The organism is Niveispirillum lacus, assembly GCF_002251795.1.
Classification (GTDB): domain Bacteria; phylum Pseudomonadota; class Alphaproteobacteria; order Azospirillales; family Azospirillaceae; genus Niveispirillum; species Niveispirillum lacus.
The window spans coordinates 212,960-226,639 of record NZ_NOXU01000031.1; the positions used below are offsets into that span (position 1 = coordinate 212,960).

Sequence of the window (13,680 nt, forward strand, 5' to 3'; positions counted from 1 at the left end):
GGAAGGTGGGGTGCAGGCATGCCGAATTTTGTAAAATCAATTGGCAGCGATGTCAATTGCGGTTCGGCGCCGTAGAACGAATGATAAATTTGCTGCAACAGCGAAAAAATGGCGGAATGCAGCGGTATTCAGTGAGCCGCCATTGTGGTGGTTAAATCATGACAGCGTTATCAAATGCTATTGACTGCGCTGTCAATCTTCTTCAAGGTAGGCGCCGGACGATCAATCAATCCAAAAAAGGCGAATTCGTCCGGAGCCGCGAGGGAGGAGGTAAGAATGGACCCACCAAAGGTGCGTCCCCTGGGGGGGATTAAATAAAGCAAAATGCCTTAATCGGCTTAAGTCCTTACGGGAGGAAAGAGATGTCAGTCAAGCTCAAATCTGGATTCTATCTGAGCGGCGTTGCCGCCATCGCGCTGGCGACCGCCATGCCCGCCCTGGCGCAACAGGCGCCGGCGCAACCGTCCGATGCGAGTGTGTTGGACGAGATCATCGTGACCGGGTTCCGCGCGTCGCTGGCCAACGCGCTGCAAACCAAGCGTAATTCCAACGAAATCCTCGAGTCCATCACCGCCGAGGACATGGGCAAGTTCCCCGACCAGAACATCGCGGAGAGCCTGCAGCGCCTGTCGGGTGTGCAGATCGACCGTGACAATGGCCAGGGCACCAAGGTCCGCATTCGCGGTCTGGACCAGAATGTCACGCTGCTGAATGACGAGATTTTTCTGACCGGTCTGGAGATTTTCACGCTGGGTGAAGGCCAGACTCGCAATAATGACAGCCTGGAAGGCGTGCCGTCGGAACTGCTGGGCGGCGTCGATGTCTATAAGTCGCCGAATGCCCGCCTGTTAGAAGGCGGCTTGGGCGGCACGATCAATCTGAAGACCCGCAATCCGCTGGTCCTGGACCATGGCTACACGATCGCCGGTAACGTGCGTGGGGCGAAATCGTCCGGCGCCGATGGCGGCTGGAAACCGTTGGGCGCTCTGGCGGTCGGTTACAACTGGGAAGACAAGGCAGCCTTCATTGCCACCCTGTCCTATGACAAGCAGAACAGCCAGACCGATGTTCTGGGTGGCCAGAATCGCGGCAACTGGCGCTTTGCCGACCGTGGTGACCGGGCGACCGTCACCAAGAACTATTATGCCCCGGAATATCGGTATGTCACTGACCGCGAGCAGACCCGCGAGCGGATTGGTGGCTCGCTGGCCGGTGCGGTGCAACTCTCCGACAGCGTTGAACTGTCGGGTGAATGGTTCCATTCCGAACTGGACATCCTGACGTCGGAAGCGTCGCTGAAATTCCCGTTCGCCATCGAAAGCCCCGGTCTGGACACCACCCGGCCTTATACGATTGACGAGAATGGTGTGCTGATCAACGGCACCATCATCGCGAATTCGGCCGAGGCCATTTCCTATGTCCAGAATTCCAAGATCGACAGCGACAATTTCGGCCTGAAGCTGAAATATGACGATGGCGGCAATTTCCGGGGCTCCCTGCGGGGCGCCTATGCCATGGCCGATCTTTTCTCGGACAGCGCCAACAACGACGTCCGCTATACGCAGTATGGCGTGCCCACCGCCAATGCCGCCAGCCCGACCGGTTTCAGCCACCGTCCGGCCAACCCAGCGGCACCGGCCAATTACCGTTTCAACTACACCAACAATAACGGCACCTTGCCGTCTTTCAGTCTGGCGACCACGCCGGACCTCTACACCAACCCGGCCTATGGCTATTTCAAGTCACACTGGGTGTTCGGTGATCGCGCCGATCTGGAGAATTATTCGCTGCGGGCCGATGGCGAATATGATCCGGAGTTCATCGCCGATGGTGGCGTCACGCTGTTGACCGGTTATCGCTATGCCTCGCGCGATGTGGATTACACCCGTGGACGGTACCTGGCCAACCTGAGCAGCCGTGGCGAGTTGGACGGCACCCGCTTTGGTCAGAAATGGACGCCCTATGGCTATTTCATGGATGGTGCCATCGGGTTCAAGTCGTGCGAGTTGCCGGCTGGCACGCCCGGCATCCCGGCCCGCTGTAACAACCGTTTCGGCAATTCCCCGCCGGTCCTGACCCCGTTCCAGACCTTCACCGGGTCCGCGGGTCGTGTGGAAACCATCAACAATTTCTTCTCTTCCGGCGACATGGTCGGTGGCAAGATCCTGGTGCAGGATCGCAGCCAGATGAAGAATGGTGCGGAATGGATCCAGTCCCTGTATCCGACCCTGCCGTTCGCCTTCTATGAGGAGCCGCTGGAGAGCTTCCGCGTCAAGGAAAGCACCCATTCAGGTTATCTGATGGCCGACATTGGTGGTCCGGGCGATGGCTACCATATCAATGTCGGCGCCCGCCTCATCCACACCAACCTCACTGTCTATCAGAACCGCGCCACCGATCCGGACCCGGTCTATCTGGGCACCGATAGCTGGAACGGTGTGTTGCGTGACAGCGAGACGGTCGCGAACGAGCGGTCCTACACGGACATCCTGCCCAGCTTGAACATGGTGTTCGACCTGGATGAAGGCCAGAAGGTGCGCTTCGCCGCCTCGCGCGTTGTTGCCCGCCAGAACCTGTTCGATCTGGGCCGTGGTTTCCGCGTGGATTTCACCCGCAACCCGACCACCAACCTGTTCCAGGCCACAAACGGTTCGGCGGGCAACCCCGACCTGGATCCGTTCCGGGCCTCGCAGTTTGACCTTGGGTACGAATATTATTTCGGCACCCAGGGTCTGGTGTCGGCGGTCGGCTTCTGGAAGGAAGTGGACAGCTTCATCGGTACCGAGACGCGCCCCGAATTCGTCATGGACCAGGCCGGCGGTCGGCAGACCCCGATCCAGCGTCCCGTCAATGGCGAGGGGGGCCGGATCAAGGGCTTCGAACTGGGGGCTCAATATGCGTTTGACTTCGGTGTCGGGTTTAACGTGAACTATACGTTCTCGGACAGCAAGTCGCCGATTTTCAACGACTTCGATAGTGGCTTGCCCATTCCCGGTGTCGCCAAGCACGCTTTTAACGGTCAGGTCTATTACGAGTATGAGGGTCTGGAGGCGCGCGTCTCCTATACTTGGCGTAACAAGTCGTTCGCAGGCAATTTTGGCTTCGGCGACGGCGCGGTCAACCGCACGCTGGGTATTTGGAACCGCGCCTATGGTCAGTTGGACGCCCAGATCGGTTATCAGGTCACCGAACAGATCGGCCTGACCCTGGAAGCGGTCAACCTGACCAAGGAAGACCAGAGCCAGTATCTGCAGTTTGATAACCTGCCCTTCACCTATGGCTCCGGCTCGCAGCGCATCATGGCGGGTGTCCGGTTCAAGTTGGGGGGTGGTGAGTAAGTCAGGCTCAGTGCGTATTGCCCCTCCCCCGAGCAGGGGGAGGGGTTTTTAGAAATATGCTCAAAGAATAAGGCGCCAAGAATGGCAGCCATTGCGGGAGGAACACGGGTCATGGCGGGCAATCTTCCGGGCAGTATCCTGATTGTCGGGGGGGGAACGGCCGGGTGGATGGCCGCGGCCGCGCTGGCCCGTGCTGTCGGGCGGCATACCCGTATCCAACTGGTGGAAAGCAGTGCCATCGGCACTGTCGGGGTTGGGGAGGCGACGATCCCCGCCATTCGCGGCTTTAACCATATGCTGGGCCTGGATGAAGCAGATTTCCTGCGCTTCACCCAGGGGACCTATAAGCTGGGCATCGAGTTTCGTGACTGGACCCGGCTGAACCATTCCTATTTCCATCCGTTCGGGGTGCATGGCGCCAGTCTGGACGCCAATTACACGCACCAGTACTGGCTGCGCCTGAATGCCATGGGCGAGGGCGGTCGGTTGGAGGATTATTCGCTCTGCACCATCATGGCAGAGCAGGGCCGCTATATGGCGCCCGTCACGGATCCGCGTAACATCATGTCGGTGGTCGGGTCGGCCTATCATTTCGATGCCAGCCTTTATGCCGATTATCTGCGCCGCTATGCCGAACGGCTGGGCGTTGTCCGGCTGGACCGCAAGGTGGTGGATGTGGCCCTGCGCGGGGAGGACGGGTTTGTTGAGGCGGTGATCTGTGAGGGGGGAGAGCGGCTGGCCGCTGATTTCTTCATCGATTGCACCGGGTTCACCGGCCTGTTGATCGAAAAGGCACTGAAGGCCGGATATGAGGACTGGACGCACTGGCTGCCCTGCGACCGGGCCTGGGCCGTGCCATCTTCAGGCGATGGGCGCATCACGCCCTTCACCCGCTCCACCGCGCGTGAGGCCGGGTGGCAATGGCGCATTCCCCTGCGCCACCGGGTGGGCAATGGCCATGTGTTCAGCAGTGCCCATGTCAGCGAGGAACGGGCACGTGAGGTGCTGCTGGCCAATCTGGACGGGCAGCCGCTGGCCGACCCGAAGCTGCTGCGCTTTGTTACCGGGCGGCGCAAACAGGCCTGGGTGAAGAACTGCCTGTCGCTGGGGCTGGCGTCCGGGTTCCTGGAGCCGCTGGAAAGCACGTCGATCCATCTGATCCAGACGGGCATCACCAAACTGCTGGATTTTTTCCCCGGACGGCAGATCGACGGGGCGGAGGTGCGCGAATATAACGCCCTGGCGCAAGGGGAGTTCGAGGCGGTGCGGGACTTCCTGATCCTGCATTATCATGTCACGGAACGGTCCGACAGCAGCTTCTGGAACCATTGCCGGACCATGGACATCCCCGACAGCCTGAAAAGCCGGATCGAGCTTTTCCGCCGGCGGGGGCGGGTATCGACACGGGCCCGCGCCCTGTTCACCGATACAAGCTGGATTGCGGTGATGATCGGGCAGGGGATCATGCCGGAAACCTATGATCCGCTGGTCGATCTGCACCCGGTGGCGGCGGTGCGGGAGCGGATGGGGACCATGCGGGCCCGCATCCGGCAGGCGGCAGACGCCATGCCGACGCATGAGGCGTTCCTGGGCAAGCAGGCGGCGGCGTGAGGGTTACAACCAGCCCCGCCGCTTGAAATACAGGAATGGCACGATGACCGAGATCACCATCAGGGCGATGGCCAGCGGATAGCCATAGGGCCAGTCCAGTTCCGGCATGAAATGGAAATTCATGCCATAGATGCTGGCCACCAGGGTCGGCGGCAGGAAGACCACGGCTGCGACCGAGAAAATCTTCACAATGTTATTCTGCTCGATCCCCACCACGCCCAGCAGCGCGTCCAGTTGGAACGCGATGTTGGAGGAGAGGAAGGCGGTATAGTCGGCCAACGACTGCGCATCCTGGCTGAGTGTCTTCAACCGGGCGCGCAGCGCCTTGTCGTTGATCAGCTCGCGCACCGTGCCGGTGAAGGCGATGATGCGGGTCAGCGTGACAAGGCTTTCGCGTGCCTTGGCCGTCAGATCATGGGCACGCGCAATCCGTTTCAGCAGCCGGTGCTGCTCGTCGGAATTGAGATGCCCCTGATGTTCCTCTATCAGCAACTCGCGGGCGACGGCCGTCACGTCGCGGCCCGCCCCTTCCAGTACGTCGGCGATGCGGTCCAGGATGGCGTCCAGCAGGGAGATGAAGGTGGATACGCCATTTTCCAGCTTCACGCTTTGTTTCGTCACCTGATTATGAAAGCCGTAGAAGGGCTTGGGATCATCAAAGCGTAGCGTGATCAGTGTGTCGCCCGTCAGGACAAAGGTGATGTCCATGGTTTCCGGCACGGGCGCATCGGCACGGCACAGCACCGTCGCTGTCATGAAGGCGCCACCGGCCTCGCGGTAAAGACGCGAGGATAGCTCGATCTCGCGCATTTCTTCGCGAGTCGGCAATTCGATGCCAAAAGTCTGTTCCACCAGTTGCCGGTCGGCCGTGCTGGGGGTGTTCAAGTCGATCCAGCAGGACTGTCGCAAGGCCTCTGCCGACGGCACACCGTCCAGCGGTTCGTTGCGACCTTCGACTATGCGGTAGGCACGTATCATCGGCCCTCTCTCCCGCGTGAACTGCTGCTGTTCCTATGGGCTTTACCGTTTCCGATCGCCCTGGGGAAGGGCGTTTTCGTCGCGGACGCGATAAACAGTGGCTGGTACTCCGCGCCGGTTCCGGGTACATGCTGTGCCCTATGAATCCGATGCTGAAACTCGCCCTGGAAGCAGGTCCCCTGGCCCTGTTTTTCGTCATCAACACCCGCTACGGTCTGATGGCCGGCACAGGTGTTTTCATGGTCGCCACCACTGTGGCATTGACCGTTAACTGGCTGCTGGAACGACGCCTGCCGGTGATGCCGCTGGTTGGTTGTTTTTTCGTGCTGGTGTTCGGTGGGCTGACGCTGCTGCTGAACGATGAATTGTTCATCAAAATCAAGCCTACAGTTGTTAATCTGTTGCTGGCGGCCTGTCTGTTCATCGGCATGGCGTGCAAGCGCAACCTGTTGAAGGTGGTGCTGGGGGCGGCATTGGACCTGACGGATGAGGGCTGGCGTATCCTCACAGTGCGCTGGGCCTGGTTCTTTGTGCTGCTGGCCGTATTGAACGAGATTGTCTGGCGCAATTTCGGCACGGAAATGTGGGTTAACTTTAAGGTGTTCGGCATCATGCCGTTGTCGCTGATTTTCTCCATGGCGCAGATCCCGGTGATCATGAAGCATCAGCGGGCCGAGGATGGCAGCGATACGGCGGCATCGTGACGGGTGAACGTAGCTGGTTCGACGATCTGGTCGTGGGCGAGGTGCAGCGGTCACGCACCCTGACCGTAGACCGCGACGCGATGCTGGATTACGCCCGCCGCTACGATCCCTGGGATTTCCATGTGGATGAGGCGGCGGCGACCCAGAGCCATTTCGGCGGCCTGATCGCCAGTGGCGGTTATACGATCTCGCTGTCCTATATCCTTGGCCATGAAACCATGGCCAAGGATGGCAAACCCTGGGCCTTCCTGGGCGGGTTCGACTGGCAGTTGAAATTCCAGAAGCCGGTCAGGGCAGGGGATGCGTTGACCCTGACCGACACGATTCTGGAGCTGACGCCGTCGCGCAAGGGCGGGCGGGGCATCGTGAAGTTCCGCCGGGAAATGTGGAACCAGGCGGGTGAGGTCGTGCTGTCGATTGACATTGTAGGGCTGGTGGCGTCACGGGGCTAATCCCCTATCCCCCCGCATAGGCTGTGTTTTATCAGGCCACTTGTTAACCTTGATGCAACGCAGCAATCAAGGAAACCGACCATGGAACGTGCCCGCGCCGCCCTGACCGCTTTTCGTGCCAACCCGGACACGCTGGACGATCTTTATCGCGCCATTTGTCAGGATATTGTGGAGCATGTCGGGTCCAGCCGCGCGTCCATCTGGCTGTTCAACGGCGTGAAGGACGCCATCACCAGCCAGTGCCTTTTCGACAGCCGCGACGGTACTTTCAGCAGCGGTGTCACCCTGTCGGAAGATGATTTCCCGCAATATTTCGACGCTATCAAGCGCGACCTGAAGATCGTCGCCCCGGATGCCGAGCACCACCCCGCCACATCCTGCTTTGACGAGATCTACTTTACGCCGTTGGACATTCGCTCCCTTCTGGATTTTGTGATCCTGGAAGGCAGCAGCCCGGTGGCCGTGTTGTGCTGTGAGCATTGCGGGACCATCAAGGATTGGACCGACGCGGATGTAAAATACCTGCACCAGATGTCGGCCGTGCTGGGCATGACGTTCAAGGTGCGGGCCAAGGCAGGGTGAATGGCACCATCCTGTTACAATTCCGAAGCGCGGTATGTTCTCCATTTCGCAATGAATTCAGTTGGTAACGGTGGGGTAACGCTGCTTGCAGTGGCCCCAGCAGCCCTTCCATGATCCCCCCGGTTCTGATCCAAACGGGGGATTTTTTATGTCGCGCCTGGTCCGTGCATCCGCATTCGCCTTTCTGACCCTGTCCGCCGGCGGGTTGTTGGGGGCCTGTTCCATCAATGTCAATGACGGGGAATATGAGCATGGCAAGTACCATGCGCCCCGTACCGCCACCGACATCTGCCGGCGGGAAGTGGACCGTTCGTTCGGCGACCGGTATCGCATCGCCTTTGACCTGCCGGAACTGTCGACCAATGGCAATGTGCAGTCGGTGCAGCAGCCCTTCACCATGGCCAGCCGCAAGGACAGTTTCGAAGCACCGCAGCGCCGCACCCTGCGCTGCACCATCACGGATGGGGTGCTGACGCAGGCGGTGCCGAACTGAACGGTTCTGGCACTGGTGATGAAAAAGGCCGCCGGGAGCGATCCCGGCGGCCTTTCCTTTTCCAACCCTCCGCGCCGATCACGCGGCGCGGGCGGCCATCAGCTTCTTGATTTCGGCGATGGCCTTGGCGGGGTTCAGACCCTTGGGGCAGGTCTGGGTGCAGTTCATGATCGTGTGGCAGCGATAGAGGCGGAACGGGTCCTCCAGCGCGTCCAGACGCTCACCCGTCATTTCATCGCGGCTGTCAGCGATGAAGCGATAGGCCTGCAACAGCACCGCCGGACCGAGATAGCGGTCGCCATTCCACCAGTAGCTGGGGCAGGAGGTCGTGCAGCAGAAGCACAGGATGCACTCGTACAGACCGTCCAGCTTCTCCCGCTCTTCCGGGCTTTGCAGCCGTTCGCGGGAGGGGGCGGTGCTCTGCGTCTGCAGCCAGGGCTTGATGGAGGCCAATTGCGCGTAGTTCTGGTTCAGGTCGGGGACCAGATCCTTCACCACCGGCTGATGCGGCAGCGGGTAGATCTTGACGTCGCCCTTCACCTCGTCGATCGGCTTCAGGCAGGCCAGCGTGTTGCGCCCGTCGATATTCATCGCGCAGGAGCCGCAGATGCCCTCACGGCAGGAACGGCGGAAGGTCAGGGTGCTGTCCACATCGTTCTTGATGTGGATCAGCGCGTCCAGAACCATCGGACCGCACTTGTCCAGGTCGATCTCGTACTTGTCCTCACGCGGGTTGGCGCCCGAGTCCGGATCATAACGATAGATGCGGAAGGTGCGGGTGCGCTTGGCATCCGCAGAAGCCGACTTGATGGTCTTGCCGGGCACGACCTTCGAGTTGGCGGGCAGGGAGAATTCAGCCATGGATGAAGCCCTCTCAGATCGTGACTTAGTAGACGCGCTTCTTCGGCGGGAACACTTCCACCTCGTTTGTCAGGGTGTAGAGATGGACGGGGCGGTAATCGATGGTCGACTTGCCCGTCTCATCCACCCAGACGGTGGTGTGCTTCATCCAGTTCTCGTCGTCACGCTCGCTGTAATCCTCACGCGCATGGGCGCCACGGGATTCCTTGCGGTTGGCACCCGACGTGATGGTGGCGACGGCCTGGTACATCAGATTGTCCAGTTCCAGCGCTTCCACCAGATCGCTGTTCCAGATCATGGAGGTGTCGGTGACCTGCACATCCGGGCGCTTGGCCCAGACCTGCTTCATCAGTTCCACGCCTTCTTCCAGCACTTCACCGGTGCGGAACACGGCGCAGTTATTCTGCATGATCTTCTGCATTTCCAGGCGCAGATGGGCCACGCGGGTACCGCCCTTGGCAAAGCGGGCCTTGTCCAGACGGGCCAAGGCCTTGTCCGTGCTGTCGTTGGAAATGGTCTTGTGCGGGGCACCCTTTTCCACAATCTCGGCCGCGCGGATGGCGGCGGACCGGCCGAACACCACGAGGTCGAGCAGGGAGTTGGAGCCCAGGCGGTTGGCGCCATGCACCGACACGCAGGCCGCCTCGCCGATGGCCATCAGGCCGGGCACGACCTGATCGGGATTGTCGGCGGTGGGACGGATGACCTCGCCACGATAATTCGTGGGGATGCCGCCCATGTTGTAATGCACGGTCGGCAGAACCGGGATCGGCTCCTTCGTGACGTCCACACCGGCGAACACGCGGGCACTTTCCGCGATGCCGGGCAGGCGGGCATGGATGACTTCCGGGGCCAGATGTTCCAGGTGCAGGTGGATATGGTCCTTGTTGGGACCGACACCGCGCCCTTCACGGATTTCGATGGTCATCGACCGGCTGACCACGTCGCGCGAGGCCAGATCCTTAGCGGACGGGGCGTAACGCTCCATGAAGCGCTCGCCGGCGCTGTTGGTCAGATAGCCGCCTTCGCCGCGCGCACCCTCGGTGATCAGACAGCCGGAGCCGTAGATGCCCGTGGGGTGGAACTGCACGAATTCCATGTCCTGGAGCGGCAGGCCGGCGCGCAGCACCATGCCGCCACCGTCGCCCGTGCAGGTATGGGCCGAGGTGGCGGAGAAATAGGCGCGACCATAGCCACCGGTGGCCAGAACCGTCTGGTGACCGCGGAACCGATGGATGGTGCCATCGTCCAGGTTCCAGGCCAGCACGCCGCGGCACGCACCTTCCTCGTCCATCAACAGGTCGAGGGCGAAATACTCGATAAAGAATTCAGCATGGTGGCGCAGGCTCTGCTGATACAGCGTATGCAGCATGGCGTGGCCGGTACGGTCAGCCGCCGCACAGGTGCGGTAGGCCTGACCCTTGCCATATTCGGTGGTCATGCCGCCAAAGGCGCGCTGGTAGATCTTACCCTCAGCCGTCCGGCTGAACGGCACGCCCTGATGCTCCAGCTCGATGATGGCGGGGATGGCCTCGCGCACCATATACTCGATGGCGTCCTGGTCACCCAGCCAGTCCGACCCTTTGACGGTGTCGTACATGTGGTAGCGCCAGTCGTCATCGCCCATGTTGCCGAGCGCCGCCGAGATGCCGCCCTGGGCGGCCACAGTGTGGCTGCGGGTGGGGAAAACCTTGGTGATGCAGGCGGTCTTCAGCCCCTTTTCGGCCATGCCGAAAGTGGCGCGCAGGCCGGCGCCGCCAGCGCCGACGACAACCACGTCATATTCGTGGTCGATGATCTTGTAAGCGGTCGCCATGATGTCAGGCTCCGAAAGCGATCTTCAGGACGGCAAAAGCGCCGGCGAGGAACAGGGCCAGGGCCACCATTTTGGTGGCACCGATGGCGAAAACCTTCGCCAGCTTGCCATGGATATAGTCCTCGTAGACTTCCTGCATACCGTATGCGGCATGATGAAACAGAAAGCCCAGGAACAGGACGGTCAGAATGACCGGGCCGGGCTGCTTGAAGGTGGCGACCACCTGTTCATAGGGCGCGCCGATCAGGCTGATCACCAAGGTGATGAACAGGATGGTCAGCACGGCCAGAGCGGCGGATGCGATGCGGTAGCCCAGCCAGGCCTGTGCGCCCGTCTTGGCAGAACCCAGGCCGCGAGCGCGACCGATGGGGGTGCGGAAGCTGTTGGTGTCGTTGGCCATCATGTCCCCCGTCAGGCCGCGAAAGCCGCGACCCAGGTCACCAGGGTCGCCAGGATGGCGCCGCCAATGACCAGCTTGGCGCTGTAATAGGATTGCCCCAGGGTCAGCATCCTGGCCCCGTCCCAGATCAGGTGGCGCAGGCCATTCAGCAGGTGGTACCACAGCGCCGCCGTCCAGCCGAACATCAGAACCAAGCCGATGGGCGAGGCGATGAAGCCGCTGGCTGTTGCGTAGGCTTCCGGACCTGCGGCGGCGGCGGCGAGCCACCAGACCAGCAGCAGCGTACCAACGGTCAGCCCCACGCCGGTGATGCGGTGGGCGATGGAGGTCAGGGCCGGCAAGGGCAGCCGGTAGACCTGCAGGTGAGGGGACAAGGGCCGTTGCCGCTTGGCCGCAGGCGTGTCGGTCATTTCTCTTTCGTCCTTGGTGCTGGCCGGGGTTTACCCACGCCCTCCCCCCGCCAAGGGAGCTGACGTCCGATGGCGGGACCACCGGCGGCTTATGAGACAAAGAAATCGCCCGAGTGACTTACGCCGAACCCCCGGTCTCGTCAACGCTTCGGCACTGCGGTATTCGTGGTGTCCGCCCCCCGACCTTGGCATGGCCTGCCTGTTTTTCAGCATGGCAGCATGTGGATCGTTCATTTTGGGCTCAAGGATTGCCAGTTCATGCTGTCGCCCGATCAGATCGACGATATCGCCCTGCTGGAAGACCTGTCGATGACGGCTTGGCCAGCACCGCGGCGTATCCTTCACCGGGGCTGGGCGCTGTATTTTGCGGCGGGGCATACGGGCCGGGCCAATTCCGCCAATGCGGTTGTACCGCTGCGCGCCATCGACGATGCCACCATCGACATGGTGGAGACGGAATATCGCCGTCAGGGGTTACCACCGCAATTCCGTCTGACGCCACTGTCGCCGCCTGATCTGAGCGTGCGGCTGGCAGGGCGCGGCTATCATATTGCCAGCAAAAGCCTGGTGTTGTGCCGGTCCCTGGATGAGATTGCCCTTGGGACGCCCGATGCAGCGGTGCGGGTGCAGGACAGGCTGGACCAAGCCTGGATGGCGGCTTATCGCCGCATGGTGCCGGTGCCCGAGGCGGAAATGCCGGCCCTGCTGTCCATTCTGAATGCTATTGCCGCGCGTCCGCGCTTTGCAACCCTCTGGCAGGATGGGGAGCCGGTGGCTGCTTGTCTGTCGGTCCTGGACCGGGGATGGGCCGGTTTCTACAAGGTAGCGTGCCGTCCGGACCGGCGCGGGCAGGGCTTGCCGCGCCGCCTGATGACCGACATGCTGGCGCGAGCGGCGAGGGAAGGGGCCGTTGGCGCCTATCTCCAGGTCGGGGCTGACAATGCGCCCGCGCTGGCGCTGTATCGTCGGCTGGGCTTCCGTCACCTGTATGATTACGCGTATGCCAAGCGGGGCTGAGCGTCAGTAAGCGGCGGCCAGCCCGGACAGCACCACCAAACCCGCGGCAATCAGGGCGGCGATGGCGTAAAGCGCCATGGCGGCGCGTAGGTCGCGCGGGGTGGCACGGGCACGGCCACTGCCCAGCCAGGGTTCCTTGACCACACGATCGCCTTCCCGCCGAGGGCCCGCAACCGACAGGTCCAAAACCCCGGCAAAGGCGGCGATGGGCAAGGCATCGGCGCCCATTGGGTGGCCCTTTGCCGCCTTCACATCGCGCAGGCCCTTGATGGCGCTGGCGCGCGGCACAAAGGATGCGGACAGCAGGATTACCAGCGCCGCGATCAGGGCGGCCGGCAGACCCAGCAGGGAAGAGAGGCGCCGGGCTAGGGCCCCAAAATGGGCGTGACGGGGCGTGTCATGGCCGATGACACGGACAGTCCCATCCATCGCCGCCCAGGCCAGTAACCCGGCCAGCCCGAACAGCGTGTAGAACAGGGCAGGTGCCACCACCCCATGGGTCAGCGCCCGGGCTGCCCCTTCCACGGCCGCCCGCAGGGTGCCATGATCATCCAGGCTCCAGAGTTGACGGTCGGTCAGGGGGCCAACGGCCTGGCGCGCAGCTTCCACATCCCTACCCTCCACCGCCACGACGGTGCGACCCATGGCGCCCCAGGGCAAGCGCAGGGTCAGACAGCGGGCCAGGATCAGCAGTTCGACAAAACCGCCAGCCGGGATGTGGCGCACCAGCACCGACAAACAGAAGCCGACCAGCCCCCCCAGGACCAACAGCAGCAGGGTCACCAGCGACCCGCGTGCCCGACGGACCCCATCGCTGCGGTCGATCCTGTTCAGACGCCGGTCATAGAGTGCCACGGCACGGGCCACCAGGTCTGCCGGTCCCGGCATGAACCGGCGCAGCCACGCGCTGTCACCGATGCAAGCGTCAACAATCAGGGCGATCACCAGCAGCAACAGGGCATCCACCCCGCCGGAATAAGGCAGCAGCATCAGAGGGGTATCCACACGCAACGACGCA

General features: G+C 61.9%; 13 protein-coding genes. 7 read left to right on the plus strand and 6 right to left on the minus strand.

Annotated features, from left to right (window positions below; all coding sequences use genetic code 11):
• Positions 1-362 precede the first annotated feature (362 nt).
• Together CHU95_RS16775 and CHU95_RS16780 are read left to right on the plus strand one after the other, a co-directional pair.
• Positions 363-3,338, plus strand: a complete 2,976-nt coding sequence (locus CHU95_RS16775; RefSeq protein ID WP_165772234.1) for a TonB-dependent receptor — start codon at positions 363-365, stop codon at positions 3,336-3,338.
• A 111-nt stretch (positions 3,339-3,449) separates the two neighbouring features.
• The gene (locus CHU95_RS16780) at positions 3,450-4,949 is read left to right on the plus strand and encodes a tryptophan halogenase family protein (protein WP_094457489.1); all 1,500 of its coding nucleotides are present in this window, start codon (positions 3,450-3,452) and stop codon (positions 4,947-4,949) included.
• 3 nt (positions 4,950-4,952) lie between these two features.
• Here the strand turns inward: CHU95_RS16780 and CHU95_RS16785 are convergent, their stop codons facing one another.
• On the minus strand, positions 4,953-5,927 hold the full coding sequence (locus CHU95_RS16785) for a magnesium transporter CorA family protein (RefSeq protein WP_094457490.1): 975 nt from the start codon (positions 5,925-5,927) through the stop codon (positions 4,953-4,955).
• A 128-nt stretch (positions 5,928-6,055) separates the two neighbouring features.
• Here CHU95_RS16785 and CHU95_RS16790 point away from each other — a divergent pair, with 128 nt between their 5' ends.
• From CHU95_RS16790 to CHU95_RS16805, 4 genes are all read left to right on the plus strand, one after another.
• A complete protein-coding gene (locus CHU95_RS16790; protein ID WP_342744747.1) occupies positions 6,056-6,631 on the plus strand; it encodes a septation protein A in 576 nt (191 codons plus the stop codon).
• Positions 6,628-7,083 carry a MaoC/PaaZ C-terminal domain-containing protein gene (locus CHU95_RS16795; protein WP_165772235.1) on the plus strand — a complete coding sequence of 152 codons (456 nt, stop codon included), beginning with the start codon at positions 6,628-6,630 and terminating at the stop codon, positions 7,081-7,083. The genes CHU95_RS16790 and CHU95_RS16795 overlap by 4 nt, the downstream gene beginning before the upstream one ends.
• 81 nt (positions 7,084-7,164) lie before the next feature.
• Positions 7,165-7,665, plus strand: coding sequence for a GAF domain-containing protein (locus CHU95_RS16800; RefSeq protein ID WP_094457493.1), 501 nt, complete (start codon positions 7,165-7,167; stop codon positions 7,663-7,665).
• Positions 7,666-7,813: 148 nt separating this feature from the next.
• Positions 7,814-8,158, plus strand: a complete 345-nt coding sequence (locus CHU95_RS16805; protein ID WP_094457494.1) for a hypothetical protein — start codon at positions 7,814-7,816, stop codon at positions 8,156-8,158.
• A 78-nt stretch (positions 8,159-8,236) separates the two neighbouring features.
• Here the strand turns inward: CHU95_RS16805 and CHU95_RS16810 are convergent, their stop codons facing one another.
• Genes CHU95_RS16810 through sdhC form a run of 4 tightly spaced genes read right to left on the minus strand, consistent with a single transcriptional unit; the run spans position 8,237 to position 11,645 of the window.
• Positions 8,237-9,019: a succinate dehydrogenase iron-sulfur subunit gene (locus CHU95_RS16810; RefSeq protein ID WP_094457495.1), complete on the minus strand. Its 783-nt coding sequence runs from the start codon at positions 9,017-9,019 to the stop codon at positions 8,237-8,239.
• A gap of 25 nt (positions 9,020-9,044) precedes the next feature.
• On the minus strand, positions 9,045-10,835 hold the full coding sequence (gene sdhA, locus CHU95_RS16815; RefSeq protein ID WP_094457496.1) for a succinate dehydrogenase flavoprotein subunit: 1,791 nt from the start codon (positions 10,833-10,835) through the stop codon (positions 9,045-9,047).
• Positions 10,836-10,839: 4 nt separating this feature from the next.
• Positions 10,840-11,238 carry a succinate dehydrogenase, hydrophobic membrane anchor protein gene (gene sdhD, locus CHU95_RS16820; protein WP_207762527.1) on the minus strand — a complete coding sequence of 133 codons (399 nt, stop codon included), beginning with the start codon at positions 11,236-11,238 and terminating at the stop codon, positions 10,840-10,842.
• 8 nt (positions 11,239-11,246) lie between these two features.
• On the minus strand, positions 11,247-11,645 hold the full coding sequence (sdhC, locus tag CHU95_RS16825; RefSeq protein WP_094457497.1) for a succinate dehydrogenase, cytochrome b556 subunit: 399 nt from the start codon (positions 11,643-11,645) through the stop codon (positions 11,247-11,249).
• A gap of 258 nt (positions 11,646-11,903) precedes the next feature.
• On the opposite strand from sdhC, the gene CHU95_RS16830 reads away from it, so the two are divergent.
• Positions 11,904-12,662 (plus strand): GNAT family N-acetyltransferase, encoded by a 759-nt coding sequence (locus CHU95_RS16830; protein ID WP_165772236.1) that lies wholly within the window; start codon positions 11,904-11,906, stop codon positions 12,660-12,662.
• Between the two features lie 3 nt (positions 12,663-12,665).
• On the opposite strand, the gene CHU95_RS16835 is transcribed toward CHU95_RS16830, so the two are convergent.
• Entirely contained in the window at positions 12,666-13,667 is a 1,002-nt protein-coding gene (locus CHU95_RS16835) for a cobalamin biosynthesis protein CobD/CbiB (protein ID WP_245838407.1), read from the minus strand.
• Positions 13,668-13,680: the final 13 nt, after the last annotated feature.